This is a genomic window from Alphaproteobacteria bacterium, from assembly GCA_019695395.1.
In the GTDB taxonomy this organism is placed as follows: domain Bacteria; phylum Pseudomonadota; class Alphaproteobacteria; order JAEUKQ01; family JAIBAD01; genus JAIBAD01.
In genome coordinates this window covers 1-26,433 of the sequence record JAIBAD010000002.1, presented here as the reverse complement: position 1 = coordinate 26,433, position 26,433 = coordinate 1, and the positions used below count along the sequence as shown (strand labels likewise).

Here is a 26,433-nt window from a genome sequence, read left to right as displayed (position 1 = left end):
AAATTTTTATTTCACCGAATCTTTTCTATTCATATTTTTTATATTGGCGAATTAATTGACAAAGTCTAGCCATGTGATCAATAGGTGTTTCTGGAAGAACGCCATGACCTAAGTTAAAAATAAATTTTCGCTTGGAAAAAGTATTTAAAATATTAATGGTTTCTTCTTCCATGCTTGTCCCTCCTGTGACTAAAAGTAGGGGATCTAAATTCCCTTGGATAACAATTTTATTCGGTATATTCTCTAAAATCCATGATCTTGGTGTATGTGAATCAAATCCTAATCCATCACAAAAATCATATTTATAATAATTAACCCCAACCCCCTTGGGAAAAACAATAAAAGGTATATGGGGATAATATTTTTTTACTTGCTCAATAATAGATTTTAAAGGATTTATAGACCACAAATCTAATTGGCTACATGACAATACGCCTGCCCAACTATCAAAAATTTGAATAATTTCTGCCCCATTTTTAATCTGTTCACATACATAAAGAACTATAGATTCGATTAAGATATCAATAAGTTTTTGAAAAGAATAAGGATCATTATAGGCCCATAATTTCGTTTTTTTAAAATCCTTACTGCTTTGGCCTTCTATCATATAAGTTGCTAATGTCCAAGGTGCCCCAGAGAAACCAATAAGGGTTTTATTTGGGGAAAGTTTTTTTGAAATATTTTGAACCGTTTCAAAAACTGGGCTACATAAATCTAAAAACTTTTTCTGATTAATTTTTTTTATATCATCCTTGTGATCTAAAGACTTTAATTTAGGACCAAATCCATCTTTAAAATCAACTGGGATACCAAGTGCATAGGGTACTATAAGAATATCTGAAAAAAGAATAGCAGCATCCATATCAAATCGGTGAATTGGTTGCAAAGTAATTTCTGTTGCTAATTTTGGGTCAAGACAAAGATCCAGGAATTTTTCTCGTTTATGTCTTAAGACCAAATATTCTGGAAGATATCTTCCAGCTTGGCGCATAAACCAAAAAGGGACTTTTTTATTCAAAGGTTTATTAGATTGAAAAAGATCTAAAATGCTTTTTTTAGACAAAATAATTATTTTCTTTCTATGTGAGGTTAAAATATTTTTACATCTATTATACTTATAATTAGGTAGTAGTAGTGGTAGTATATTGTGGGAAGGTTGAATAAAAAGTATTTTTTATTTTATCCCCAAAAATATAAAGAGGTAATTTTTATTATATATTTAATCTTTTTTATAGCGAAGTTTATGTAAAACCATGTTTTTAAACAAAGTTTTTTTTAATTAAATACAAACTTCTTTTACAATTAATTTTATAAACAAGACTAGGATAAAATTATTCAGCTGTTATTATAAGTGTTTATAAATATAGGTTTAAAAAGGATGATTTTTATTTTAAATAAAGAAAGTTAGTTTAACCACAAATTATCCAGATAAGTATGTAGATAAAAAATGTCAGAATATCATATACATCTTGTATCCGATGCAACAGGGGAAACTATTCATAGCATAACACGTGCGTGTATAGCTCAATTTGAAAACTTTATACCTTTAGAACATCATTGGCCGCTTATAAGAACCCCTAGTCAAATAGATAAAATTTTGGATTCTGTTAAAGAAAAACCAGGGTTGGTCGTTTTTACAATGGTTAATGATAATTTACGTGAGCAACTTCAGAAGGGATGTAAAAAACTGAAAGTTCCTTTTGTTTCAGTTCTTGATCCTTTAATGCTGGCTTTAAGTAATATCGTTGGTCATCAGGCTAAGGGACAACCAGGTCGCCAACATGAAATGGATGATCAATATTTCCAAAAGATAGATGCACTTACTTATGCGATGGTTCATGATGATGGCTTAGGATCTGAAGGTTATGATCAAGCAGATGTTATTTTAATAGGTGTTTCAAGAACATCTAAAACTCCCACATGTATTTATCTTGCTCATCGTGGGATTAAAGCTGCCAATATACCAATTGTTCCTGGATTTATAATGCCAGATAATCTTCGTCATAATAAAAGATCTTTAATAATAGGTTTAACCAAAGAACCAGACCGGCTTATAGAAATAAGGCAAAACAGATTACGTTTTTTGATGCAAAATAACACAAGTTATGTGGATTTTAATGCTGTGTCGGAAGAACTTTCTTTAGTTAAAAAATTATGTGCAGAACATCATTGGCCAATTATTGATATTACCAGAAGATCTGTCGAAGAAACCGCAGCTACAATTATGCAAATGCTTCATGAAAGAGATGAACAGCAAAATCTATAACTTCTGAAATGAATGATTTATGGAAATTAAAAAACCTTTTTATAAAACAGGTTTAATTGGATGGCCAATTCACTACAGTTTGTCATCTTATATTCATACATATTGGTTGAAGAAATATAAGATCAAAGGATCATATACTTTATATCCTGTTGCACCTGAGAAATTATCATCAGAAATCCAAAATTTTATAGCACAAGATTTTTTGGGTTTTAATGTAACGATGCCTTATAAGGAAAGTATAATTAAATATTTAAATGATCTAACACCTGAAGCAAAATATCTTCAAACAGTTAATGTTGTCATGAAAGATCCGCAAAAAGGTTTAATTGGAGATAATACAGATGGATATGGTTTCGTAAAATATCTTGAACAAAAAATTCCAGATTGGAGAAAAAAAATAAAATCTGTTTTAATTTTTGGCGCAGGTGGGGCCGCAAAAGCAATTATTGGTACATTGATAAAAGAAGATATAAAATCCATTATAATTGTGGCAAGAAATAAAGAAAGAACCCAAAAATATTTTTCTGAAAGATACAATATACTTTCTGTCTTTGCGTGGGAAGAAAATTTATCCTTTCCTTCAGATATTTCTTTAATTGTTAATGCAACAAATCTTGGAATGAATGGGTTTCAAGATTTTAATCTTGATTATAAAATGTTTAATTCTGATGCGATTTTTTATGATTTAGTTTATAATCCCCTGCAAACCAATTTTTTAAAAAAGGCAAAAAATCAGGGATATCAGATTATTGATGGGCTTGGGATGCTTATGTATCAAGCAGCACCCGCTTTTGAAAAATGGTACGGTATATATCCTTCAATTGACGATAAATTACAAAAATTTATAACCCAAAAAGCAATCACATGAGAATAATTGGACTAACTGGTTCTATAGGTATGGGGAAGAGTACGGCGTTACTTTTTTTTAAGCAAAAAAAAGTGCCGGTATTTGATGCAGATCAGTATATTCATTTATGGCAAAATAACTGGCAAAAAAAAATGAAAGAAATTTTATCCTCAAACAATAAAGACTTATTTGTACATAATAAATTAGATCGACATAAATTAAGAGAAGAGGTTATAAAAAATCCCAGTCTTTTAAAAAAATTAGAAGAAGCTTTTCACCCTATAATCCGTCATTATGAACAAAAATTTATAAAATTTTGGCGTGGCCACCGTGCACCTTTAATTGTTTTAGATATACCCTTGCTTTATGAAACAAAGGCAGAGCGTTTTTGCAGTGAAGTTATTGTGGTCACAGCCCCCCGTTTTATTCAACTTTTAAGATTAGAAAAAAGACTGGGTATGACAAAAGATTTTTTATCACTTATTGAAAAAAATCAATGGTCAGATTATCGTAAACGACGTTATGCTGATTATGTGGTAAAAACAAGTTTGACTAAAAGACATACCCACTATCAACTTTTCTATCTTTTAAAACAAAATTATTCAAAAAAAACCAATAGGAAAATATATGCGCGAAATTGTTCTTGATACTGAAACAACAGGTCTTAATCCCAAGAATGGGGATAGAATTATCGAAATTGCATGTGTAGAATTAATTAATCATGTTCCTACCGGTAAACATTGGCATAGCTATATAAATCCAGAAAGATCTGTTTCTGCTGAAGCAACAGCTGTCCATGGAATTAGTTCGGAATTTCTTTTAGATAAACCTCTTTTTAAAGATATTGTTGATGACTTATTAACGTTTATTGGGACAACACCTTTAGTTATTCATAATGCCGAATTTGATTTGGGTTTTATTAATGCTGAACTTCAAAGATTAGAAAAAATTCTTTTGTTTAAAGAGCAAACTGTTGATACGTTAGCCATGGCTCGGAAAAAATTTCCAGGTGCGCCCGCAAGTTTAGATGCTTTGTGCAAAAGATTTAATATTGATCTTTCAGCCAGATCATATCACGGTGCTTTATTAGATGCACAATTATTAGCTGATGTTTATTTAGAATTAAAAGGTGGTAGACAGGTTAAATTTGAAATTTTTCAAACAGAAACCAATAACCAAAGTATTGATTATGAAGGTAATTTAATTAATAATGAAACTTTGGCATTGCGTTATCAAAAAATATCTCGTCCAGCACGACCCTTTAACCCCACCACAGAAGAATATGAAGCTCATGTGCTTCTTATCCAAAAATTAAAAGATGCCAAATGGTTATTATTTAAAAATTAATGAATACTAGCTTCTTTTGATGATGTTTCTTCTTTAAGGCGATTTGTTGCTTTTTGCTGTTCATAAACTTTTAAAAAATCAATAGGTTCTGGTGGGGGAAGGTGAAGAAGACCTTCTTTAGAAATTGTACTGAAAATATGACGGGCAAAAGGAAAAATAAGATGAGGTGCTTGAACCATAAGAAAAGCATTTTTTATATCATTGTCGTCTGTTGCAATATAGAAAAGCCCCGCATAATCCATTTCCAATAAACAAAAGACTTTTGTTTCAAATTCAAGAACACTTTTAATTTTTAAACTAACTTCATAATGGTTCACATTAACCTGTTGAGGTACTATATTAAAAGTAAAATTACCTTGATAATTTCTTTTGGAATTTTCCACAATGGCTAAAGCATGCGGGTTTTCATAAGAAAGATCTTTAAGGTATTGAGCAATAAGTTTGTAGGTAATAGTATTATTTACAGAATTTATAGAGGTAGGATCAGACATATGAAAACCTTAAAGCAAAAATGTTTGACCCTAAACTAGCAAATTATACTTAAATATGACAAGAATAATAAAAATATTTTAGTATTTTTATGATTTTCGTCTTATATTTATTTAGTGATCATATAATCTAAAAAATGAAATCCGGGATTTTTATTATGACGACTTACGATTTACTTCAACTTCTTATTTTTGCAGTTATTACTTTACTGCTTGTTTTAAAATTACGTAACGTTTTGGGTCAACGAACAGGATCAGAGAAAAAAAGGATTTCATGGCTTAAAACAGTAGAAAAACAAAATTCTCCCTATGCAAAACTTCCAACTAAAAAAGTGATGATGGATGAAGGTTTAACCAGCGATCAAGAAAAAGATTATCTATCTGATCCCATTCAAACTTTTGAAAAATTACAGGCTTTAAAAAAAGTAGATCCAAAATTTAATATTAAAAGATTTTTAGATGGGGCAAAAACGGCTTTTGAACTAATATTATCTTCTTTTGCCCATGGAGATTTAAAATCTTTGAAAAAACTTTTAGATGATCAGGTTTTTAAAAACTTTGAAAATGTAATCAAAAAATATAAAGACCAAAATTTATCCCATCATCTAACAATTGTTGGATTTAAAGAGGTTAAAATTTCAGATATTCTTATAAATAATTCAAAAGCATTTATATCTGTTCTTTTTGTTTCTGAACAAATTGATGTTGTTTATAATAGTAATAAAGAAGTTGAAGAAGGTCATCCAACAAAAATTTTTGAAGTTAAAAATTTATGGACTTTTAGCCGACATGTTAATTCATCAAACCCAAATTGGGTTTTAGTTTCAACTAAAAACGTATCAGATTAGTTTTTGATGAAAAGATTTTTAGGTAGTATGTTATGCGGTGTAATTCTATTAGCAGGTTGTTCATCTTCTGATACAATAGATCAATCAATTTCTTTAAAAACTAATAATTTTTACCCTATTTCTTATGCTTTATTACCTGGATGGAATAAAGATCAGCAAGATCAAGCTTTGCCCGCTTTGCTTGCCTCATGCCAGGCTTATGAAAAAAATAATTTTAATCAAAAAAACCGCATTGAACATATAGAATTTTCATATAACTGGTTTGATCTTTGTGATAATGCTAAAAATTTAAAAATTTCAGACCAAAATGATGCAAGAAAATTTTTTGAAAAATGGTTTATCCCTTATGTTTTTAAATCAGAGCCTGAAGGTTTGTTCACGGGGTATTATGAACCTTTACTTCAAGGATCGCGTGTCAAAACATCTTTGTATCAAGTGCCTCTTTACCGCCGTCCCCCCGATCTGATTGAGGTTAATCTTGCTAAATTTATACAAGAAGAAAAAAGAACAATATGGGGTAGAAATGTTAAAGGTAAATTACTACCCTATTTTAAATATGAAGAAATTGATCAAGGGGCATTATCTGCTAAAAATCTGGAGCTTATATGGCTTAAAGATAGGGTTGATGCGTTTTTTCTTTCTATCCAGGGTTCAGGTCTTATAAGTTTAGGTCAAGGGGAAAAAATAAGAATTGGGTATGATGGCAAAAATGGTCATCCTTATTTTCCTATTGGAAAAAAATTAATTGATGATGGTTTTTTTACAAAAGATACCGTATCTATGTTGGGTATTGTTGATTGGCTACGCGCCCATCCAAACCAAGCCCAACAGACAATGTATTTAAATCCAAGTTATATTTTTTTCCGTGAAATAAATGGATCTAAAAATGGGCCTATTGGTGCATTAGGTGTTGAATTAACGCCAGAGAGAAGTATCGCTGTTGATCCTTCTTATATACCTTTAGGTATACCTTTATGGGTTGATTTAAAAGAAGGTCAAAGCTCATGGCAAAAATTGGTTTTAGCACAAGATACAGGTGGAGCAATTAAAGGTAAAATAAGAGGAGATATATTTTTTGGTACAGCGGATCAAGCTATGGTAAAGGCCAGTTCGTTTAAAAATTATGGAACTTATTATATTCTGTTACCCCAAGGTATAAAAACCAATAGATTATAAATTTTTATGCGCTTTATTCGAAAAATAAAAACCTCCTTAGGGAATTTTTTTAAAAAATTTAAATCCTCTGGATCGGATTTTCATCCACCCTCTTTTATGTTTAGGCAAAATAATACAGAAAAAAAACAAGGCAATTTTTGGATGCCTCCTCTAGTCCCCTGGGTTTTTCGTTCAGATTTAGATTTGTTTGAAGAAAAAATTGAAAAAACAACATTAACTTTATCACGGGTAGCAAAATTTGATCATATTCCTGGTGCCCTTTATAATTTTCTTTCATCTCATAATTTTTCTTTAAGTCTTAAGCTTTACGAAGATCCATTTTTATTAAACCTTCCTTGGAATAAATATCCTAAATTTGATATAATAACTGGATTTCTTGATGAATTTGATAAAATTTTTGTTTCAACAGTTTTTGCGGGTATTGTAGATAGCGGAAGTTTAATGTTATTTTCTGGGCCGGATGCCCAAATATCAAAAATACATTTACCCAATCTACATGTTGTGGTTGTGCGTGGGGATCAAATTGTAACTAGGTTAGAAGAAGCATGGAAACAATGCGATAAATTTTTGCATGAAGAATTAAAAAATTATGATATAAAAGTTGAAATTATTTGTGAAATGAATACAGAAACCAATACGGTGCAAAATGTTGACAAAACAAAACATATGCATGTGATACTTGTAGATGAGCAAGCAAAAACAAAATGACCAGGAAAATCTTTTGTGGGAATTTTATCGTCAAGATATAAAACCCTTAAAGAAAAAAAATTTAATAGAAAAAAAAATAGACAATAAACCCGAAGAAAAAAAATTATTAAAATTAAAACAAGAACCTTTAATGGGTCAAAAAAAACCGCGTCAACTTTCTTATTTAGAATTAGGTGACCGAAAAGAAGTTGATAAAAATTTAGGTAAAAAACTTGTTAAGGGTAAATTGTTATTAGATGGCACATTAGATTTGCATGGAATGACCCAAGGCGAAGCTTTGGATTATTTGTCCATCTTTTTAAAAAAGCAAGCGTTTCAAGGAAAACGATGTGTTCTTATTATTGCAGGGAAAGGAAATTTTACTAAAAGTGGCAAGGGGATTTTGAATCAAAAAGTTCCTGAATGGCTTAATTTACCAGATATCAGACCCTTAGTTCTAAGTTTTTCTTATGCCCAAAATCGACATGGGGGTACAGGTGCTTTTTATGTTTTACTTAAAAGGAAAAAATCATGACGCCATTTGGTAAAAAATTACGTGAATTGCGGGCAAAAAAAAATCTTAACCTTAAAGATATGGCTCAAGCTTTAAAAGTTTCATCGGCTTATCTTTCTGCTCTAGAACATGGATGGCGCAGCAAACCCAGCAGTGGTTTAATTCAACAAATTGCTGCTTATTTTAATTTAGTATGGGATGATGTGGATGAATTAAAAAAATTGGCAGATTTATCAGACCCCAAAATCACTATAGAAACAGCAGGTCTTATACCCCAGGCAACAGAATTAGCTAATAAATTAGCCTTAAAAATAGGAAAGCTTAATTTAGATCAAATCAACCAAATATTATTTATACTGGAAGAAGAAAAATAACTTAAAGAATAAATCTACTAAGATCTGTATTTTTGGCTAGGATAGAAACTTTTTTCTCAACATAATCTGAATCTATTTTAATTTCACTTCCCGCTTGATCTGTTGCAGAAAAACTTATTTCCTCAAGTAACCGTTCCATAACCGTGTGTAATCTTCGAGCCCCGATATTTTCAACCTGCGCATTAATTTCTGCGGCCAAATCTGCTAGTTTATCAAGACCTTCTTCCGTAAAGTTTAAGGTAACATTTTCTGTTTTAAGTAAAGCTTTATATTGTTTAATTAAACTTGCTTCTGGTTCAATTAAAATCTTTTTAAGATCATGCCGGTCTAAAGCTTGAAGTTCAACACGAATGGGTAATCTTCCCTGAAGTTCAGGAAGCAAATCAGAAGGCTTTGCCAAATGAAAAGCCCCCGATGCAATAAATAAAATATGATCTGTTTTAATAGGTCCATATTTTGTATTAACCTGGGTTCCTTCTATTAAAGGTAATAAATCACGCTGCACACCCTCACGGCTTACATCAGCACCAACCCGTTCTGATCTTGTACAAATTTTATCGATTTCATCAATAAAAACGATGCCATTTTCTTCAACAGATTGAATTGCCAAACTAATTAATTTTTCTTGATCAAGAAGTTTATCGCTTTCCTCAGCGATAAGAATTTTATAACTATCTTTAACTTTTAATCTTTTTGTTTTAGTACGTTGACCCCCTAAGGTTTGACCTAAAATATCGTTAAGATTAAGCATGCCCATACTTGCCCCAGGCATGCCAGGGATTTCAAAAGTGGACATTTTGTTAGAGGACGTATCTTTAACTTGGAGATCAATTTCACGGTCATCTAATTCACCGTTTCTAAGCATACGTCTAAATTTCGATCGTGTTTCTGGGGTTGATTGGTCACCAACCAAAGAGTCAAGAACACGTTCTTCTGCTTGAAGCTCGGCTTTGGCTTCTACTTGGCGGCGCAGACGTTCTTTGGTAATAGACATGCTGATTTCGATAAGATCACGGATAATTTGCTCAACATCACGTCCTACATACCCTACTTCGGTAAATTTTGTTGCTTCAACTTTTATAAAGGGCGCTTGGGCAAGTTTGGCAAGACGCCGAGCAATTTCTGTTTTACCTACACCTGTGGGTCCTATCATTAAAATGTTTTTGGGTAAAACTTCTTCTTTAAGATCGTCGGGTAATTGTTGCCGACGCCATCTATTACGTAAAGCAATAGCAACAGCACGCTTGGCATCATTTTGACCAATAATAAATCTGTCCAATTCGGAAACAATTTCACGTGGTGTAAAACTATGGGATGTAGCTTCATCCATAGGTAGGGGTGTATCAAAGCTCATAATGTTTCAATAAGAATGTTGGTGTTGGTGTAAATACAAATATCTGCAGCAATTTTCATAGATTTTCTGGCTATTTGTTCTGCAGAAAAAGAATCTTGATCAAGTAAAGCTCTTGCTGCAGCAAGGGCAAATTGTCCCCCAGAACCAATACCAATTAATCCATCTTCAGGTTCTAAAACATCACCTGTACCTGTTAAGATTAAACTAACGGTATCATCAGCTACCGCCATCATAGCTTCAAGCCTTCGTAAATATCGATCTGTACGCCAATCTTTAGCTAAATCAACACAAGCTCTAGCTAATTGGCTTGGATATTGTTCTAATTTAGCTTCTAAGCGCTCAAATAAAGTTAAAGCATCTGCGGTTGCTCCTGCAAACCCCGCAATAACATTACCTTTACCTAAACGTCTTACCTTTTTTGCATTAGATTTGATAACAGTTGATCCAAAGGAAACCTGGCCATCACCAGCGATGACGACTTGCCCTTTTTTGCGGACAGAAAGAATTGTGGTTCCGTGCCATTGTTGTTCAGAAGAAGACATATGTTTCAAATAGGCTAAATTTTATAATACTTCAAGGGGTGTGTTTAAATATTTTAAAATTACTTAAAGATATAAAGGTTTTATTTCATTGAGTAAAAATAAAATGAAAGTGTATTTTACAAAAACCATTATGACAATACATTTCATGAACAAGTATTGAAATAATTTTTTAAAATAGCAAACTTCATCAAGCATTAAAATATAATTTCTATAAGGTTATTTGAAAAAGGATCATTTTTTAAACAAGTTAATAGAGATATAAATTTTATGAAAATGAAAAAGACAACAGAGTTTTATATTGATCGTATAGGACGTTCTCTTGATTATATATGTCAAAATCTTAACCAACATATATCTTTGGATAAACTTGCTGAAGTTGCATGTTTTTCACCTTTTCACTTTCATAGAATTTTTCGAGGATTAACAGGTGAAACAGTTGCAGATTTAATCCGTCGTTTAAGATTAGAATATGCATATCATCTTTTAACCCAAGGTCATTTGGATGTTACCCAAACAGCATTTGAAATTGGCTATGAAAATTTGGAATCTTTCAGCCGAGCTTTTAAAAAATATTTTGGTTTTAATCCGTCGCACCTGTTAGCTCATGATATAAAGACTGGTCCTTATAATTTTGGAAATTATGCAGTTCGTGCAGAATTTTCACCCTTAAAATTAACATTTGAACCCGTTATAAAGGAATCTCCTATGAACGTTACAATTAAAGAAATTAAATCACATCCTATTGTTTATATCCATCATGTTGGTCCTTATAATGAGGTTGGAAATGTTTTTAAACAATTGCTTCCCTGGGCTGGATCACGAGGATACATTAAAAGAGATACAGCTATCTATGGATTTTCATGGGATGATCCTTCTGTAGTACCAGCCCATCAATTGCGCTATGATGCTGCTTTTTCTATCAATAATGAAAAAGATATAAAGATTGAACCCCCTATGAAGTTTGGTACATTTCCAGGTGGATATTGGGCTATAACCAGACATCAAGGATCCTATACAAAAATAGGAAATATTTTTCAACAAATGATAGGAAGTTGGTTGCCCCAAAGCCCCTATTTAATTGATAATGAAAGACCTTGTTTGGATATTTATTTAAATAGTTGGACAAATACACCAGAACCAGATCTTTTAACAGATCTCTGTATACCTTTACAAAAATCATCAGTTCAAGATATAAAAAGTAATTAAAATAAATATGTAAAATATTAATTTAAAAATTGAAAGATAAGTATGATATCTTATGATCCACAAAATATTTTTGCCCGTATTTTACGGGGTGAATTGCCCTGTGCTAAAATTTATGAAAATGATCACGTTTTAGCTTTTCAGGATATTAGACCTCAAACTCAACACCATATTTTAATTATACCCAAAAAAAACTATGTTTCTTTTGCTGATTTTTCAAAAAAGGCATCAGACCAAGAAATGGCTGGTTTTATCAAAGCTGTCGGAAAAATTGCCACAGATCTTGGCCTTGATGAAGATGGGTATAGGCTTATTGCTAATCATGGAAAAAACGCACATCAGGAGGTTCCCCATTTTCATGTGCATTTGATGGGGGGGCAAGAATTGGGGCCTATGGTTTCAGTTAAAAGAAAAGAAATCTGATTTATACTTAATTGTAAACAAGGCGGCGATAGGTTAAAGCTTCAGCAATATGGTTTTTTCTAACAGCTGGTTCGTCGCAAAGATCGGCAATGGTTCGCGCTACTTTTAAAATGCGATAGTAAGATCTTGCTGAAAGATGGAATTTTTCACAAGCTTGATTAAGCATGGTTAATCCTTCTGTGTCAGGCTTTGATGTTTCATCAACTAGTTTACTTGTCATTTCTGCATTATATCTTGGAATATAATTTGTTTGGAGAGATTGAAATCGTCCCTGTTGTTTTTGTCGTGCTTTTAAAACCCGCATTGCCACTTGTTCTGAAGGTTCACTTTTTGGTGAAGAAGATAAATCATCAGGTTTAATTGCAGGCACATCACAATAAAGATCAAGACGATCAAAAAAGGGCCCAGAAATTTTTGCTTGATAATCCATGGCGCATTTGGGTGCTTTGGTACAAGCAAGCTTTGAATTATCAAGATATCCACATCTGCATGGATTCATAGCAGCAATCAATTGAAAACGTGCGGGATATGTCACGTGATGAGATGCTCTGGCAATTGTAACAGATCCAGTTTCAAGAGGTTGACGTAATGATTCCAAAGTTTGTCTGGAAAATTCTGGTAATTCGTCTAAAAATAAAACCCCAAGATGGGCCAATGAAATTTCACCGGGTTTTGCTTTATTTCCACCCCCCACCATAGAGGCAAGAGACGCCGAATGATGGGGCTCACGAAAAGGTCTTGTTTGAACAAGTCCATTGGTATTTAATTGCCCTGCCAAACTGTGGATCATGCTTATTTCTAAAGCTTCCTGTGAAGAAAGTGGCGGAAGTAAACCTGGTAATCTTGATGCCAACATGGATTTACCTGATCCAGGTGGACCAATCATAACCAAATTATGGCCACCTGCAGCAGCGATTTCTAGGGCTCTTTTAGCAGAATTCTGGCCTTTGATATCTTGAAGATCAGAAAATTTTTCAGAATGGTTGGTTAATTTTGCTTCTGGTGGGGATAAAATTTGGGTACCCTTAAAATGATTGATTAGATTTAAAATATTAGCAGCTGCTAAAATAGATTTTGATCCTGACCATGCAGCTTCACTTCCCTGAGAGAGGGGACAAATAAGTCCCATATTTTTTGCATAAGCTTGAATAGATGCTGGTAAAATCCCTGTGACAGCAGATATACTACCATCTAAGCCAAGCTCACCCAAAATATAATACTCACTGATTTCTTCAGCTGGTAAAACGTTTAAAGCAACCAATAATCCAACTGCAATTGGTAAATCATAATGACTTCCCTCTTTAAAAAGATCAGCAGGGGCAAGATTAACGGTAATTCTTTTAGAAGGTAAAGCTAACCCCAGAGCATTAAAAGCAGCCCTAATTCGCTCTTTACTTTCACCAACGGCTTTATCGGGTAATCCAACCAAGGTAAAACTTGGAAGACCCGAAGATAATTGAACTTGAACATCAACTTCAAGAACATCAATACCACGAAAGGCAACTGTTTTTATGTGTGCAACCATAATTATTACGTTACTTTAAAATTTAGAAGCAATTTAAAATCTAAATTATTTTTCAATAAAATCCATTAAAAAATCTTCTGATAGATTGCATTCATGTCAATAATTAGATAGAATGATTTTTAATTTTCTTTGATGATTCATCTTCAATTAAATTTAAAAAATCTAAGCTTTTTGAATAAAAGCTTAAAGGTTTTGTAATGTAATTTTTAAAAATAAATTTAACTTATAGTTTATTCTATGACATCTTTGTCTCGTACCTATCATGATAATAAACCATCCAAAGGTATTATTTTTATGGTTTTATCTGTAATTTTTTTTAGTTGTATGGATGTTGTTATTAAATGGATTTCCCAATATTATCCCACAGGGCAAATTGTTTTTTGCCGTAATTTTTTTGCTTTTATTCCCATTAGTGTTCTTTTTTTCCGTTCAGATATTTTTAGCCTTTTAAAAGCTAGCCAGTGGAAAAATCATTTGCTTCGCTCTTTGTATGGGGTGATATCCATGGTGGGCTTTTTTGCAGGACTTTCCTTTTTGCCTTTGGCTGAAGCGACTGCTTTTGGTCTTTCAGGTCCGATATTTCTAACAGTACTTTCTATCCCTCTCCTTCAAGAAAAAGTAGGTATCAGAAGATGGATGGCCGTTATTATTGGATTTGTTGGTGTTCTTATTATGACAAGATTTTGGGATATAGAATCTTTACGTTTAACTTTACTTCTTCCTATTATGGGTGCTTTTTTTTACGCACTTGCTATGATTGCTATTCGTAAATTGACGGCAACAGAACCACCCCAAAGAATTGTTTTTTATTTTACCTTTTTTGCAGCTCTTATTGGTCTTGCAACTTGGCCTTTGGGATGGGTTTTACCAACACCCTTTCATTTTTTTATGTTGGCTCTTATAGGCATATTGGGGGGATGTGGCCAACTTTTAATGACACAAGCATTTCGTTTTGCGTCTGTATCCATCATTGCACCTTTTGAATATTTACATTTGGTTTTTGCTATGATTTTTGATTATTTGATTTGGCATTTTACGCCAACTTTTACGCTTATATTAGGTGCTGTGATTATTATTTCAAGTGGGCTTTATATTGCGCACCGTGAAACTATTAAACGCCAAGTTAAATCTTTATGATGATCTAGTTTGCGTATAAACCTCTTCTATTGAATCCCATAAAATACGCTCAAGATGAACATGATCAAAATGATTAATTTCATGAAGTCCTGTAGGTGATGTGATATTAATTTCTGTTAAATAGTTTCCAATAACATCAATGCCTGTAAAAATAAGACCTTGTTTTTTTAACATGGGTTTTAAAGCTTCACAAATTTCTTGGTCACGCTTGGTTAATGTGGTTGCCTGGGGCAATCCCCCTATATGCATATTAGAACGTACCTCCCCCATGGGTGGAATGCGGTTAATTGCACCTGCTGCACTACCATTAATTAAAATAATTCTTTTATCTCCTGAACGTACATCTGGTATGTATTGTTGCACAACCACGGGTTCTTTAAAAAATTGACCATAAAATTCTAGAACAACTTTGAAATTTTCGTCATCAGATTTAATATGAAAAACACCTGCTCCTCCGTTGCCGTAAAGAGGTTTAATAATAATATCCTTGTGTTCTTTACGAAAACTAATAATATCATCCGTATTAGATGTGATTAAAGTTGGTGGAATAAAATCAACAAAATCCATTGTCAAAAGTTTTTCTGGACCGCTACGAACAGATAAAGGATTATTCACAACCAAAGTTTTGGGATGAAGACGCTCTAAAAAATAGGTTGTTGTAATATATGCCATATCAAAGGGTGGATCTTGGCGCAAAAGGATAATATTAAAAGTTCTAAGATCAATTTTTTCTACACTTTTTAAATCCACAAATTTATCAGCATTATTGTATAAAGATATGAAATGCCCTGTGGCATATAGTTTTTTTCCCTCTAAACTTAAATTTTTAGGATTATAATAAAAAAGCTCATACCCACGTCTTTGTGCCTCTAGTCCTAAAAGAAAGGTGCTATCTTTTTTAATATTGATTGTTTCAATGGGATCCATTTGTAGGGCTATTTTTAACATTCCTTATACTTTCTACAAAAATGTAATATCACAAAAAATTATAATCATAATTCTTTTATTCGTACATAACTTACAACTTTTTTAACATAGGGTATATCACGGGCATGATTAATAATTTGTTGAAGCTCGTCATGATCTTGGGCAATACCCAAGAAATAAACAATACCCCCTGCTGCTTCAATTGCATAATTGATAGCACGAATTTTTTGATCAATAAGAATTTTGGATTTTAATTGCCCAATAATCCATGCATCATGCGCATAATCTAAAAGATCAGATTTTTTTGTAATAATTATTTCATTAATAACTTCTTGAACCCCCTGGGTTTGCCAAGCTAGTTTGACAGCCAATAATCTGTGGTGGGGGTTTTTGACATAGCCTGTTAATAAAACTCTTCCCTCATAAACAATACTATCCACATGTAAAAAAATGAAGTTTGAATAGCTTAATAATTTTTTATTAAGAGCAAGCCACATAGTATTATCGGTTACAGTATCACCAAATCCACGTTCTTGGGTTGCCATAATGCCGATGGTTGCAGCTGTACCGGTGGCAGCACTTTGCCAACTGCATCCATCTAGGAAGAGAGAATATAAAATTAAATAACTTAAATAAAATTTATTTTTATTCAATGAACCAGGCATCTAAAATTAATTTGGGTAAACGCAAAGGTATAATTAAAAGAGCAACAAATCTTACTGAATAGTCACCAAATTGGGGTGTTTTTTGTAACCACAATAAAGTTGCTTTGTGAATACGTTTTTGTTGATAGTGTTGAATAGCTTCTAATCCTTTATCTAAATCTTTTCTGGCTTTTACTTCAATAATAAAGATACAAGATTTTTTTCGGGCAATTATATCAATTTCGCCTAATGACGTTTTAATATTATAATCAAGTATTTTGTACCCACAAATTCGAAGATACCATCGCGCTAAAAATTCAGCTTTTTTTCCTTTTTTCCATGCATAATATTTTTGTTTATGTAAAGCTGGTTTTATCATTATTCTATATTTTTCTTTAAAGCTTGTTTATATATTTTTTGCTTTGATATATTTGTTTTTTGGGCAATCTCTTTAACAGCATCGCGGCAGGACATTGTTGCTAAGGCTTCTTTTAATAAAGTATCAATGTCATAGTTCAATGTTTCATTTGAAGGGGGCCCCACTACAATAACAATTTCCCCTTTAGGATGACCATGTTGGTTATAATAAGTGTAAAGGTTGGCAAGTGTATCACGTTTGGTTTCTTCAAAAACTTTTGTAAGCTCCCTTGCCACAGATGCTTGCCTTTCACCCCATATTTCAGCCATATCTTGCAGAGATGCAATTAATCTTGGTCCTGTTTCAAAAAAAATTAAGGTTGCAGGTATGTGGATTATCTCTTGCAAAATAACCTTACGTGCATGGGATTTGGGGGGTAAAAACCCAACAAAGAAAAATCGATCGGTTGGTAGACCAGATAACTGAAGGGCAGAAAGCAAAGAAGAAGCTCCAGGAATAGTTGTCACCATAATTTTTTTATCTATACAAGCCCGGACAAGTTTGTATCCAGGATCAGATATAAGAGGTGTACCAGCATCACTGACTAAAGCAATCGATTCACCATGGGCTAATCTTGTTAATAAAATCGGACGAATTTTTTCAGCATTATGATCATGATAGGATAAAACGGGTGTTGTAATACCGTATTTATTAAGTAATCTTTTGGTAATTCGTGTATCTTCGCAGGCAATAAGATTAGCCTTGGCCAAAGTAGTTAAAGCTCGAAGTGAAATATCTTGTAAATTACCAATTGGGGTTGCAACTAAGTAAAGACCCGAAGAAATTGCTTGGGAGTTTTTTTCGGTTAACTCTAAATCTAATTTAGGTAAAAATGAAGTATCTAAAACTTTGGTCATGATTATGATTTGTACTTAAAACTTTAGTTTACTTAAAATCTTAACAGAGTTAAATTAGGATGAAAGTTATTTATTACCTTGATCATTTAGGATCTAAATATCATGTATATTTTAAAAAAATCTGTCTTTTGTTGTTTTTTATTAATGAGTTTAGCAGGCTGTCAAGCTTTTGATCGCTCTGTCCCATCAAAATCATATCCGACACGCTCTCAACCTGTTCTTACCCCTGCCCCTAAATCTGTTAATCAACAAGTTTTAAATTCACCAACTGTTAAAGTTGCTCTCCTTTTACCTTTATCAGGTAAAAATATGGCCTTAGGACAAGCAATGGGCCATGCAGCCGAATTAGCAGTTTTTGATCATGCGGGACCAGAATTTGAACTTATTATAAAAAATACGGGAGGTACCCCAACAAGTGCTGCCCAAGCCGCAAGTGAAGCTATACGTGAAGGGGCACGGTTGATTTTGGGCCCTGTTTTCGGGAGTGAAGTTTTGCCTGTTTCACTTATTGCAAATCCCACCAATATTCATGTTATAAGTTTTTCGACAGATTCTTCAGCAGTAACCAAAGGTGTTCATATTATTGGTAATCTTCCGTCACTTCAGGTTAATCGTATTTTAACTTATGCTTATAGCCAAGGTCTTAGAAATTTTGCAGTGGTTGCCCCTGCTGGCCCTTATGGAAGGCTTATTGTTGAAACGGCAAAAAATACCTTGGCAAATTTAAAATTAATTCCTGTTAATCAAATACTTTATGATCCTCAAAATCGTGATTTGATGCCCGTTATAAATCAATTAAAAAGTGATCCGACAAAATCTATAGATGCACTTCTTCTTGCTGAAGAAGGACAAAAATTGAGAAGCCTTGCTTTTTTAGCAAATAGCCATGAATTAGATTCTAAAAAAATCCGCTATTTAGGAACTAGTCTTTGGGCCAACGAAAATATTGGCCGAGAACAATCATTGGAAGGTGGATGGTATGCGGCCCCCCCTACGGAACAATGGGATCAATTTCAAGTTCGTTATCGTCAATTGTATAAAAATGATCCTCCCAGACTTACAGCGCTTGCTTATGATATGGTGGCGATGGCTGCTCTTTTATCCAAAAAAAATATGAACGATCCTTTTGCTTTACCAACACTTACACAAAGAAATGGGTTTGAAGGAATTGATGGTATTTTTAGACTTACACCTAATGGATTAGTTGAACGAGGATTGGCAATTTTTGAAGTACAATCTGGCCAAATTGTCATTCGGGACCCTGCTCCTCAAAGTTTAGATCCTTTAATTAATTAAAGCTCTTAAGCTAAAAGGTGATAAAGAACAGCATTTAACTTTTTGAAACCATTTTTAGTTAAAGAAAAATTTTCGTCATTCTTAACCACAAGATTATAATCAATTAGATTTTGTACTATTTTGGGATTTAACAAAGTATCAAAAGATTGATTAAATTCCGCATCAAAACGTTTTAAGGTAAACCCATCTTTAAGTCGTAAATTCATTAGCATGAATTCTTGAAATTTTTCTTCAAAGGTTAATAACGATTTAGTATGGGTGGCATGACCTTGATGTAAAACTGTTTTAAGCCAAGTTTCTGGCAATCTTTCTTGATAGGTGGTATATTTAATGTTATCTAAAGTAAGCCTTCCATGTGCACCTGGTCCAATACCAATATAATCATCATAATGCCAGTAAATAAGATTGTGCAAAGATTCGTGCCCCTTACGTGCGTGATTGGAAATTTCGTAAGCAGGTAGATCATGATCTTCTAACATGGATTGGGTTAAATCATAAAGATTATCAGAAGGCTCTTCATCAAGAGGAATAAATTTTTTTTGATGTACAAAGGTTGCAAAAGCTGTATTAGGCTCAATCGTAAGTTGATAAAGCGACAGGTGATTTGATTTTAGGGCAAGGGCTTGTTTTAATTCTTGTTCCCAATTTTTTAAAGACTGGTTGGGTCTTGCATAAATCAAATCAAAAGAAAAACGGGGAAAAATATCCTGGGCCATATATAACGCATTAAGTGCTTCTTCTGCTTTATGCTGTCTTCCTAAAAAATGTAAATCTTGATCATTAAGGGCTTGAATACCCAAGGATAAACGATTAACGCCAGCCTTGGCCAAAGCCTTAAAAGATAAAGATTCGCTTGAGGTAGGATTGGCTTCTAGGGTAATTTCTAGGGATGGATTAAGATTCCAATAAACAGAACATTGGTCAATAAGTCTAGCCACAAGAAAAGGGGGCATTAAAGAAGGTGTTCCACCTCCAAAAAAAATTGATGTTAAAATTCTACCCTTCGTTTGTTTGCCATAATACTCAAGCTCAGCCAACAAAGCTTTTTCCCATAAAGAAAAATCAACATGATTACGAACATGACTGTTAAAATCACAATAAGGACATTTAGATAAACAAAAAGGCCAATGAATATAAAGACCAAAAGGGCGTTGTTTTTCTGTCATGAAAAACAATTTTGAATAAGTTGATTAAAAGCTAACGCTCGATGATTTATTAAATGTTTTTGATTTGGGTCCATTTCACCAAAGGTTATATCGTATCCATCTGGTACGAAAATGGGATCATAGCCAAATCCATTATGACCACGTGGGGACCACGTAATATGGCCATCAATTCTACCTTCAAAATTTTCAACATGGTGGTCAGGCCAAGCAAGTGACAAAACACATATAAACCATGCTTTACGTTGCTCTTTCGTATGTGCTCCTTTTTTTTCAAGCTTTTGTTGAACTTGATCCATAGCACAATTAAAATCTTTTTGGGGGCCAGCCCAACGGGCCGAATAAATACCAGGCTCCCCATCAAGTGCAGGAATAACCAATCCAGAATCGTCAGCTAAAGCGGGAAGATTGGTCTTCATAGATGCGGCTAGGGATTTTAATTCTGCATTCTCTATAAAAGTTAGACCTGTTTCCTCAGGTTCTGAGAGATTAAAATCTTGAGCAGTAAAAAGTTTTTTTACAAAAGGTTTAAACAATACCATAATTTCTTTTTGCTTACCTTTATTATGGGTAGCAATAATTAAAGAATCATGGGTAAAGCTACGATGGGTCATAAAGCTTTAATAAGATAAATAGATTTAAGATTTGAATCCTAAAGATTTGCGTTGCTGATCCATTAAAATGGAAATACCTAATCTTGCTAAAGATAACATTTCTAAAAGCGTTTGTTCAGTAAATAAAGCATGTTCTGCTGTTGATTGAACTTCAACCAAGCTTCCATTACCGGTTAAAACAAAATTGGCATCGACATCTGCTTGGCTGTCTTCTTGATAATCAAGATCAAGAACAGGTCTTCCACCAATAATACCACATGATATGGCGGCAATTTGGTCTTTTAAAGGAATGGTTTTGATTACTTTTCTTTCAAGCATTTTTTGGAAAGCTAAATGCAGCGCAATATAACCTGCGGTGATAGATGCAGTTCTAGTTCCCCCATCAGCCTGAACAACATCACAATCAACTTTAACTTGTCTTTCACCAAATCCATTAAGATCGGTAATAGAACGCAAAGATCTTCCAATCAAACGCTGAATTTCATGGGTTCTGCCAGTTTGTTTCCCCCGGCTTGCTTCACGATCAATACGTATTTCGGTTGCTCGTGGTAACATACCATATTCTGCGGTGATCCATCCACGCCCTGTATTTCTAAGAAAAGGGGGGACTTTATCTTCGACAGTTGCTGTACATAAAATTTGAGTGTCACCAATTCGTAAAAAACAGGAACCTTCGGCAAATTTATTAACGCCTGTTTCAATAAAAACAGCACGCAAAGCATCATCGGCGCGACCTGATGGTCTAGGGGGGAAAGCATTCATAGTCTTATTCATAGCTAAAAATTAAAAAAATAAAAACCCTAATTTTTACTTTTGCCTTTTTTTATTGAAAATTCTTGATTTTCTATTTGGGTCTTAGGGTCAAAATTAGCTATAATAAAAAGAAAATTCTTTGTAATTATTGACTTTTAATAAGGATAAATTATCTAGAATTGTATAGAAAATTATGGACTATTATAATGATTATTATTCCTAAAAGAAAAAATCCAGATTTTGGGACAAAACTTAATGAACGTTCGCGTGAAATATTTCGCCATATTGTTGATGCTTATGTTGAGACGGGTGAACCAATTGGCTCTAGAACAATTTCACATCGCTTAGGGTTGGGATTATCTGCGGCCACTATCCGTAATGTGATGGCGGATTTAGAAGAAGCGGGTCTTCTTTATGCCCCGCATACATCAGCTGGAAGATTACCTACAGAGCAAGGATTACATATGTTTGTGGATGGCCTTTTAGAAGTAGGAGGACCAACTGAAGAAGAACGGCAAAGTTTAGACCATCAATGTGCAGGATTGGGGCGAAGTTTTACCGAAGTTTTAGATGAAGTAACCAGAACCTTATCCGGGCTTTCTAAATGTGCGGGATTAGTTGTGGCGCCTAAAACAGATTTGGCCCTTAAACATATAGAATTTGTCCATTTAGGGCCAGGAAGAGCTTTAGTTGTTATGGTTACAGAAGATGGCCAAGTTGAAAACCGTATTCTTGATGTGCCAAGGGGACTTCCAAATTCTGCTTTAGTTGAAGCCAGCAATTATTTAGCGACCCATTTGGTAGGACGGCGTCTGAATGAAGCACGCGCAGAGGTTTTAACTCAATTGGATCGCGATAAAGCAGAACTTGATTCTCTAACCCGCAAAGTTGTCGAGTCTGGTCTTGCTATTTGGTCGGGTGATAGCAAAGATGGGGCACTTATTGTTCGGGGTCAGCAACATTTACTTGATGATATTACAGCTATGGCTGATTTAGAACGAATTAGAATGTTATTTACGGCCTTAGAGAGTAAAGAAGCTCTTTTAAGGCTTATTGATGTGACAGAATCGGCAGAAGGTGTTCAAATTTTTATTGGATCAGAAAACGAATTTTTTGATTTAGCTGGGTGTTCTTTGGTTATTGCACCTTACCGTAATAATCAAAAAAAACTGATTGGGGCTATTGGGGTGATTGGACCCAAAAGACTTGATTATGCTCGAATTATTCCTATGGTAGATTATACAGCTAAGGTTATAAGTAGGTTAATGAGCTAATTTAAAATTCATATCATTTATATATGATGTATAAGATAGAATTAAGATAATAATAGACAACAAAACTAGGTGTTAAGAATGGATAAACATAAAATACATAATGATGAAGAAGCTTTCTTTTCAGAAGATGATCAATTGAAGGTAGAAAGCACGGAAGATGATTTAAAAAAATCCATGAATGAAGAAGAAAAATTAGAATTTGTAGATGAGAATCAATCCAAGACCCAAGAAGAAATTGCGGGTCTTAAAGATCAGCTTTTAAGAGCACTGGCTGAAGTAGAAAATGTTAGAAGACGTGGCCAAAGAGACAAGGAAGAAACCCAGAAATATGCAATTACTGCTTTTGCCAGGGATCTTTTAAATGTTGCTGATAATTTACATCGGGCACTTGAAAGTGTTACGGACCGTGATCAATTGCAGGATGGTCCTCTTAAAACTTTGCTAGATGGGGTTGAGATGACAGAGCGTCAATTATTAGCAACTTTTGAAAAACATCATGTTAAAAAATTTGAACCTTTGCATGAAAAATTTGATAGTCATCATCATCAAGCGATGTTTGAAATACCAGATACAACACAAACAGATGGAACGGTAGTTCAGGTTTTACAAGCGGGTTATAAACTTCACGACAGGCTTTTGCGTCCAGCCATGGTTGGGGTTGCTAAAAATAAATCTGATTAGAAATAATGGATCGCTCGATACATAAAAGAAATATCCTAATAATTTTAATATTAGGATATTTTTAGAATGAAGCTAATAAAACTTTAATTTATGGTCTTAAATTAATATCACTGGATTTTTCTGATTGTACTTCACGTGTTTTAGTTTCGTTATCATTACTGGTTGTATAATTTATATTGGGAAATGGATCTTTAAGATCTTCTGGTCCCCAACTGTCAATACGATCAAAAACTGGATGTGCAGAAGAGGGAGGACCATAAGTTTTACTGCCACAAGCGGATAAAAGGGATAAAGAGAATAGAACTATTAAATAAAAATAATTTTTTTTATAAGACATTAGTAATCCTTTAAAAAAGTAAAATGTTAATAATAAAATTGTTTTTAATATAAAAATTAAACATTAAAAAACTATTAAGCAATAAATAAAAGCTGTAGAAAATAAATTAAAAAAGTCCTATTTTTATAACAAACGAGGGGGAACTTTCATGTTGGTGGAAAAATTTTTAAAACATTATATACGTCATGGGTATTTAATCATTGTTGACCCTGATGGAAAAAACCATGTAATCGAAGGTGTTGAAAAAGGTCCAGAGGTAACAGTACGTATCCATAATTGGAAAACATTTTGGAAAATAGCTTTTAATCCAGGTTTAGCTGTGGGCGAAGCCTATATGGATGGGACGTTAACAGTAGATGGTGATATTTATTCTTTAATGGAAATTTATGCCCGCGGTTTAATTAAAGGAAAAAAACTTACGAATCTGGAAAAAGTCATTCGTTATTTTCGTAAACGTTTAATGAATCTTAATACCCCCTTGGAATCAAGACGTAATGTAGCCCATCATTATGATTTGGGTAATGATTTTTATCGTCTTTTTTTGGATCAAGATATGCAATATAGTTGTGCCTATTTTGAATATGATAGTGATGATTTAGAAACTGCCCAGCTTCATAAAAAACAGCATATTGCATCCAAATTACGGTTACAACCAGGTAATAGTGTATTAGATATAGGGTGCGGGTGGGGTGGACTGGCCCTTTATTGTGCGCAGTTAGAAAATTTAAAAATCAAGGGAATTACTCTTTCAGCGCGGCAATTAAATTTGGCCCAAGAACGATTACAAAAATTGGGGTTACAAAATAGGGTTCAATTTGAACTTAAAGATTACCGCCATATTAATGATCAATTTGATCGTATTATGTCCGTTGGGATGTTTGAACATGTAGGTGTTATGCATTATGATAAATTTTTTGAAAAATCCCGTGATCTTTTAAAAGATGATGGTGTGATGCTTCTTCATACTATTGGTCATATGGATGAACCGGGAAATAATGCAGCATGGCTTACAAAATATATTTTTCCAGGTGGCTATACCCCATCATTATCTGAAGTAACAGCGGCCATTGAACGACAAAATCTTTTTATTACAGATATTGAAATATGGCGATTGCATTATGCTAAAACCCTACATCATTGGCGGGAACGTTTCCATAATCAATGGGATACAGTTAAATCTATGTATGATGAACGTTTTTGCCGAATGTGGGATTTTTATCTAGCTGGATGTGAAGCTTCATTTGAATTTGGGACATCTGTTGTTTTTCAAATTCAAATCACCAAAAAACGTGACGCTGTACCCCAAACCCGGGATTATATAAATCAATGGAAAAAAGAAAATACAATAGTCCCTATTATTGCATAAAAAAACCCCCAAAGTTACCTTTGGGGGCCTATCTATCTAATAATACTAATATGGGTATATAAACTCATACTAATATATGAACATCAATTATTTCTCTTATATAAAAAAATGCCCAGATATTTTTGAAGCATTTTCAACAATCTAATTAAATTGGATTAAGTATTTGGGCTAGCTTTGTAAGGTTCGTTTTTCAACATTTCGTTTATGAGGTTTATGGTTCTTACTTATTATGTAAGTAAATGGATTCTAATATCTGATGTTTTTGTTTAAAAAATCTATCCTAAGGTTACTGAACAAAAAAAGAGATGTCATGTCTAAAGTTCTAAGTATGTTATTTTTTATCATTATCATTTGTGGTGTTATACCAAAAATTTGTTCTTTCTTTAATATCCCAATTCTTTCTTGCATTAGAAACAGGTTCTCTTGTATCGGTAGAATCATAAGTTGGATTATATTCTTGGATATGATCATTTGTGGTGTTATACCATAAATTGTTTCTTTCTTTAATGTCCCTATTTTTTCTTGCATTATAAAAAGGTTCTTTTCTATCAGTAGAATTATAAGTTGGATTATATTCTTGTGCCTGGCATGCGCTTACACTTAAAATCATACTTATTAAAATTAGAAGAATTTTGTTGGTGACTATCATATATAATCCTCCTTGAAAGTACGGATTATTGTTACAATTTAACGGTATATTTATATTATAAATATATATTAGATAATATAATTTTAATATTATGATTTTATGAAACCGTAATTATATAAAATTTTAGAATCACCGTTAATTAAAATTATCATCTAAAGAAAATCGCCCCAAATTAATCCGGGGCGATTTAACAAAAATTAATTTGTGTATTAAGAATTTGGTCCGGGATTACCATTCTTTTCAACTTGGGTATCCCGCTCTTTAGATTCATTATCATTACTGAGAATATCACGTCTAATATCCCATTTATCCATCTCATTATAAAAAGTATCATAGACTGGTGAGGCTGACTTTGGAGGACCATAGGTTTTGTCACCACAGGATACTAATATAATAGATAAGAGCGAAAGCATTAGAATATTTTTTTTGTTAACCATTGCATTATTCCTTATAGTAAAAAAATATTTTTAAATATATTTTAATTTGATTGGGTAATAGTTAAAAAACAATTAATTTTTTAAAATATAATATTTTATACATTATTATAATAATATATTGATTCAAATATATATATAAATTATTTTTTAAATTTAATAATAAATCCCTAAATTCTACTACATGTATCTGTAATCAGATGAATTTTTTTATTATTCAATTAACTTACTATTAAAAATTTTTTAAGTTAATTTATTTTCAAAAAATTTAAAAACTATAACAAAATAT

General features: G+C 33.0%; 31 protein-coding genes. 16 read left to right on the top strand and 15 right to left on the bottom strand.

The window, feature by feature from the left end; translation table 11 throughout:
• Nucleotides 1–25: 25 nt before the first annotated feature.
• On the bottom strand, nucleotides 26–1,063 hold the full coding sequence (hemE, locus tag K1X44_00650) for a uroporphyrinogen decarboxylase (GenBank protein ID MBX7145797.1): 1,038 nt from the start codon (nucleotides 1,061–1,063) through the stop codon (nucleotides 26–28).
• 384 nt (nucleotides 1,064–1,447) lie between these two features.
• Between hemE and K1X44_00645 the strand changes: the two genes are divergently transcribed.
• Genes K1X44_00645 through dnaQ form a run of 4 tightly spaced genes read left to right on the top strand, consistent with a single transcriptional unit; the run spans nucleotide 1,448 to nucleotide 4,460 of the window.
• Nucleotides 1,448–2,266, top strand: coding sequence for a kinase/pyrophosphorylase (locus K1X44_00645; GenBank protein MBX7145796.1), 819 nt, complete (start codon nucleotides 1,448–1,450; stop codon nucleotides 2,264–2,266).
• A gap of 19 nt (nucleotides 2,267–2,285) precedes the next feature.
• Nucleotides 2,286–3,134, top strand: coding sequence for a shikimate dehydrogenase (gene aroE / locus K1X44_00640; GenBank protein ID MBX7145795.1), 849 nt, complete (start codon nucleotides 2,286–2,288; stop codon nucleotides 3,132–3,134).
• A complete protein-coding gene (gene coaE, locus K1X44_00635; GenBank protein MBX7145794.1) occupies nucleotides 3,131–3,760 on the top strand; it encodes a dephospho-CoA kinase in 630 nt (209 codons plus the stop codon). Before aroE ends, coaE begins: the two co-directional genes overlap by 4 nt.
• Nucleotides 3,741–4,460, top strand: a complete 720-nt coding sequence (gene dnaQ / locus K1X44_00630) for a DNA polymerase III subunit epsilon (GenBank protein ID MBX7145793.1) — start codon at nucleotides 3,741–3,743, stop codon at nucleotides 4,458–4,460. Before coaE ends, dnaQ begins: the two co-directional genes overlap by 20 nt.
• Here dnaQ and K1X44_00625 read toward each other — a convergent pair.
• On the bottom strand, nucleotides 4,457–4,951 hold the full coding sequence (locus K1X44_00625; GenBank protein MBX7145792.1) for a protein-export chaperone SecB: 495 nt from the start codon (nucleotides 4,949–4,951) through the stop codon (nucleotides 4,457–4,459). The two genes, dnaQ and K1X44_00625, sit on opposite strands and share 4 nt — an antisense overlap.
• Before the next feature lie 155 nt (nucleotides 4,952–5,106).
• On the opposite strand from K1X44_00625, the gene K1X44_00620 reads away from it, so the two are divergent.
• The 5 genes from K1X44_00620 to K1X44_00600 are packed head-to-tail and all read left to right on the top strand — an operon-like array spanning nucleotide 5,107 to nucleotide 8,547.
• Complete coding sequence (locus tag K1X44_00620) at nucleotides 5,107–5,796, top strand: Tim44/TimA family putative adaptor protein (GenBank protein MBX7145791.1); 690 nt, start codon at nucleotides 5,107–5,109, stop codon at nucleotides 5,794–5,796.
• 27 nt (nucleotides 5,797–5,823) lie between these two features.
• Complete coding sequence (locus tag K1X44_00615; GenBank protein MBX7145790.1) at nucleotides 5,824–6,972, top strand: MltA domain-containing protein; 1,149 nt, start codon at nucleotides 5,824–5,826, stop codon at nucleotides 6,970–6,972.
• A gap of 6 nt (nucleotides 6,973–6,978) precedes the next feature.
• Nucleotides 6,979–7,680 carry a lactate utilization protein gene (locus tag K1X44_00610; GenBank protein ID MBX7145789.1) on the top strand — a complete coding sequence of 234 codons (702 nt, stop codon included), beginning with the start codon at nucleotides 6,979–6,981 and terminating at the stop codon, nucleotides 7,678–7,680.
• Nucleotides 7,658–8,194, top strand: a complete 537-nt coding sequence (locus K1X44_00605) for a Smr/MutS family protein (protein MBX7145788.1) — start codon at nucleotides 7,658–7,660, stop codon at nucleotides 8,192–8,194. The genes K1X44_00610 and K1X44_00605 overlap by 23 nt, the downstream gene beginning before the upstream one ends.
• Entirely contained in the window at nucleotides 8,191–8,547 is a 357-nt protein-coding gene (locus K1X44_00600) for a helix-turn-helix domain-containing protein (GenBank protein MBX7145787.1), read from the top strand. The genes K1X44_00605 and K1X44_00600 overlap by 4 nt, the downstream gene beginning before the upstream one ends.
• Nucleotide 8,548: 1 nt before the next feature.
• On the opposite strand, the gene hslU is transcribed toward K1X44_00600, so the two are convergent.
• Both hslU and hslV read right to left on the bottom strand, forming a co-directional pair.
• Complete coding sequence (hslU, locus tag K1X44_00595) at nucleotides 8,549–9,877, bottom strand: ATP-dependent protease ATPase subunit HslU (GenBank protein MBX7145786.1); 1,329 nt, start codon at nucleotides 9,875–9,877, stop codon at nucleotides 8,549–8,551.
• Between the two features lie 20 nt (nucleotides 9,878–9,897).
• Complete coding sequence (hslV, locus tag K1X44_00590; protein ID MBX7145785.1) at nucleotides 9,898–10,443, bottom strand: ATP-dependent protease subunit HslV; 546 nt, start codon at nucleotides 10,441–10,443, stop codon at nucleotides 9,898–9,900.
• Between the two features lie 267 nt (nucleotides 10,444–10,710).
• Between hslV and K1X44_00585 the strand changes: the two genes are divergently transcribed.
• Both K1X44_00585 and K1X44_00580 read left to right on the top strand, forming a co-directional pair.
• Complete coding sequence (locus K1X44_00585; GenBank protein MBX7145784.1) at nucleotides 10,711–11,649, top strand: AraC family transcriptional regulator; 939 nt, start codon at nucleotides 10,711–10,713, stop codon at nucleotides 11,647–11,649.
• Between the two features lie 42 nt (nucleotides 11,650–11,691).
• A complete protein-coding gene (locus K1X44_00580; protein ID MBX7145783.1) occupies nucleotides 11,692–12,069 on the top strand; it encodes a histidine triad nucleotide-binding protein in 378 nt (125 codons plus the stop codon).
• A 7-nt stretch (nucleotides 12,070–12,076) separates the two neighbouring features.
• Here K1X44_00580 and K1X44_00575 read toward each other — a convergent pair whose 3' ends face one another.
• Nucleotides 12,077–13,594, bottom strand: coding sequence for a YifB family Mg chelatase-like AAA ATPase (locus K1X44_00575; GenBank protein ID MBX7145782.1), 1,518 nt, complete (start codon nucleotides 13,592–13,594; stop codon nucleotides 12,077–12,079).
• Between the two features lie 237 nt (nucleotides 13,595–13,831).
• Between K1X44_00575 and K1X44_00570 the strand changes: the two genes are divergently transcribed.
• On the top strand, nucleotides 13,832–14,731 hold the full coding sequence (locus K1X44_00570; protein ID MBX7145781.1) for a DMT family transporter: 900 nt from the start codon (nucleotides 13,832–13,834) through the stop codon (nucleotides 14,729–14,731).
• Here K1X44_00570 and gshB read toward each other — a convergent pair.
• Genes gshB through rsmI form a run of 4 tightly spaced genes read right to left on the bottom strand, consistent with a single transcriptional unit; the run spans nucleotide 14,726 to nucleotide 17,577 of the window.
• Nucleotides 14,726–15,679 (bottom strand): glutathione synthase, encoded by a 954-nt coding sequence (gene gshB, locus K1X44_00565; protein ID MBX7145780.1) that lies wholly within the window; start codon nucleotides 15,677–15,679, stop codon nucleotides 14,726–14,728. The genes K1X44_00570 and gshB overlap by 6 nt on opposite strands.
• A 44-nt stretch (nucleotides 15,680–15,723) precedes the next feature.
• A complete protein-coding gene (locus K1X44_00560; GenBank protein ID MBX7145779.1) occupies nucleotides 15,724–16,323 on the bottom strand; it encodes a BON domain-containing protein in 600 nt (199 codons plus the stop codon).
• Nucleotides 16,304–16,681 (bottom strand): YraN family protein, encoded by a 378-nt coding sequence (locus K1X44_00555; protein ID MBX7145778.1) that lies wholly within the window; start codon nucleotides 16,679–16,681, stop codon nucleotides 16,304–16,306. The genes K1X44_00560 and K1X44_00555 overlap by 20 nt, the downstream gene beginning before the upstream one ends.
• A complete protein-coding gene (gene rsmI, locus K1X44_00550) occupies nucleotides 16,681–17,577 on the bottom strand; it encodes a 16S rRNA (cytidine(1402)-2'-O)-methyltransferase (protein MBX7145777.1) in 897 nt (298 codons plus the stop codon). Before rsmI ends, K1X44_00555 begins: the two co-directional genes overlap by 1 nt.
• A gap of 102 nt (nucleotides 17,578–17,679) precedes the next feature.
• Between rsmI and K1X44_00545 the strand changes: the two genes are divergently transcribed.
• Nucleotides 17,680–18,873 carry a penicillin-binding protein activator gene (locus K1X44_00545; GenBank protein ID MBX7145776.1) on the top strand — a complete coding sequence of 398 codons (1,194 nt, stop codon included), beginning with the start codon at nucleotides 17,680–17,682 and terminating at the stop codon, nucleotides 18,871–18,873.
• A 5-nt stretch (nucleotides 18,874–18,878) separates the two neighbouring features.
• Here the strand turns inward: K1X44_00545 and hemW are convergent, their stop codons facing one another.
• Genes hemW through rph form a run of 3 tightly spaced genes read right to left on the bottom strand, consistent with a single transcriptional unit; the run spans nucleotide 18,879 to nucleotide 21,412 of the window.
• Complete coding sequence (gene hemW, locus K1X44_00540) at nucleotides 18,879–20,039, bottom strand: radical SAM family heme chaperone HemW (GenBank protein ID MBX7145775.1); 1,161 nt, start codon at nucleotides 20,037–20,039, stop codon at nucleotides 18,879–18,881.
• The gene (gene rdgB, locus K1X44_00535; protein MBX7145774.1) at nucleotides 20,036–20,650 is read right to left on the bottom strand and encodes an RdgB/HAM1 family non-canonical purine NTP pyrophosphatase; all 615 of its coding nucleotides are present in this window, start codon (nucleotides 20,648–20,650) and stop codon (nucleotides 20,036–20,038) included. The genes hemW and rdgB overlap by 4 nt, the downstream gene beginning before the upstream one ends.
• A gap of 24 nt (nucleotides 20,651–20,674) precedes the next feature.
• Nucleotides 20,675–21,412: a ribonuclease PH gene (gene rph / locus K1X44_00530; protein ID MBX7145773.1), complete on the bottom strand. Its 738-nt coding sequence runs from the start codon at nucleotides 21,410–21,412 to the stop codon at nucleotides 20,675–20,677.
• Between the two features lie 197 nt (nucleotides 21,413–21,609).
• Here rph and hrcA point away from each other — a divergent pair, with 197 nt between their 5' ends.
• Together hrcA and grpE are read left to right on the top strand one after the other, a co-directional pair.
• Nucleotides 21,610–22,677 carry a heat-inducible transcriptional repressor HrcA gene (gene hrcA, locus K1X44_00525; GenBank protein MBX7145772.1) on the top strand — a complete coding sequence of 356 codons (1,068 nt, stop codon included), beginning with the start codon at nucleotides 21,610–21,612 and terminating at the stop codon, nucleotides 22,675–22,677.
• A 78-nt stretch (nucleotides 22,678–22,755) separates the two neighbouring features.
• The gene (grpE, locus tag K1X44_00520; GenBank protein ID MBX7145771.1) at nucleotides 22,756–23,358 is read left to right on the top strand and encodes a nucleotide exchange factor GrpE; all 603 of its coding nucleotides are present in this window, start codon (nucleotides 22,756–22,758) and stop codon (nucleotides 23,356–23,358) included.
• An 88-nt stretch (nucleotides 23,359–23,446) separates the two neighbouring features.
• On the opposite strand, the gene K1X44_00515 is transcribed toward grpE, so the two are convergent.
• Complete coding sequence (locus K1X44_00515; protein MBX7145770.1) at nucleotides 23,447–23,695, bottom strand: hypothetical protein; 249 nt, start codon at nucleotides 23,693–23,695, stop codon at nucleotides 23,447–23,449.
• A 148-nt stretch (nucleotides 23,696–23,843) separates the two neighbouring features.
• Between K1X44_00515 and K1X44_00510 the strand changes: the two genes are divergently transcribed.
• Nucleotides 23,844–25,061, top strand: a complete 1,218-nt coding sequence (locus K1X44_00510) for a cyclopropane-fatty-acyl-phospholipid synthase family protein (protein MBX7145769.1) — start codon at nucleotides 23,844–23,846, stop codon at nucleotides 25,059–25,061.
• Between the two features lie 331 nt (nucleotides 25,062–25,392).
• On the opposite strand, the gene K1X44_00505 is transcribed toward K1X44_00510, so the two are convergent.
• Nucleotides 25,393–25,710 carry a hypothetical protein gene (locus tag K1X44_00505; protein ID MBX7145768.1) on the bottom strand — a complete coding sequence of 106 codons (318 nt, stop codon included), beginning with the start codon at nucleotides 25,708–25,710 and terminating at the stop codon, nucleotides 25,393–25,395.
• Between the two features lie 209 nt (nucleotides 25,711–25,919).
• Complete coding sequence (locus tag K1X44_00500; protein ID MBX7145767.1) at nucleotides 25,920–26,147, bottom strand: hypothetical protein; 228 nt, start codon at nucleotides 26,145–26,147, stop codon at nucleotides 25,920–25,922.
• Nucleotides 26,148–26,433 lie beyond the last annotated feature (286 nt).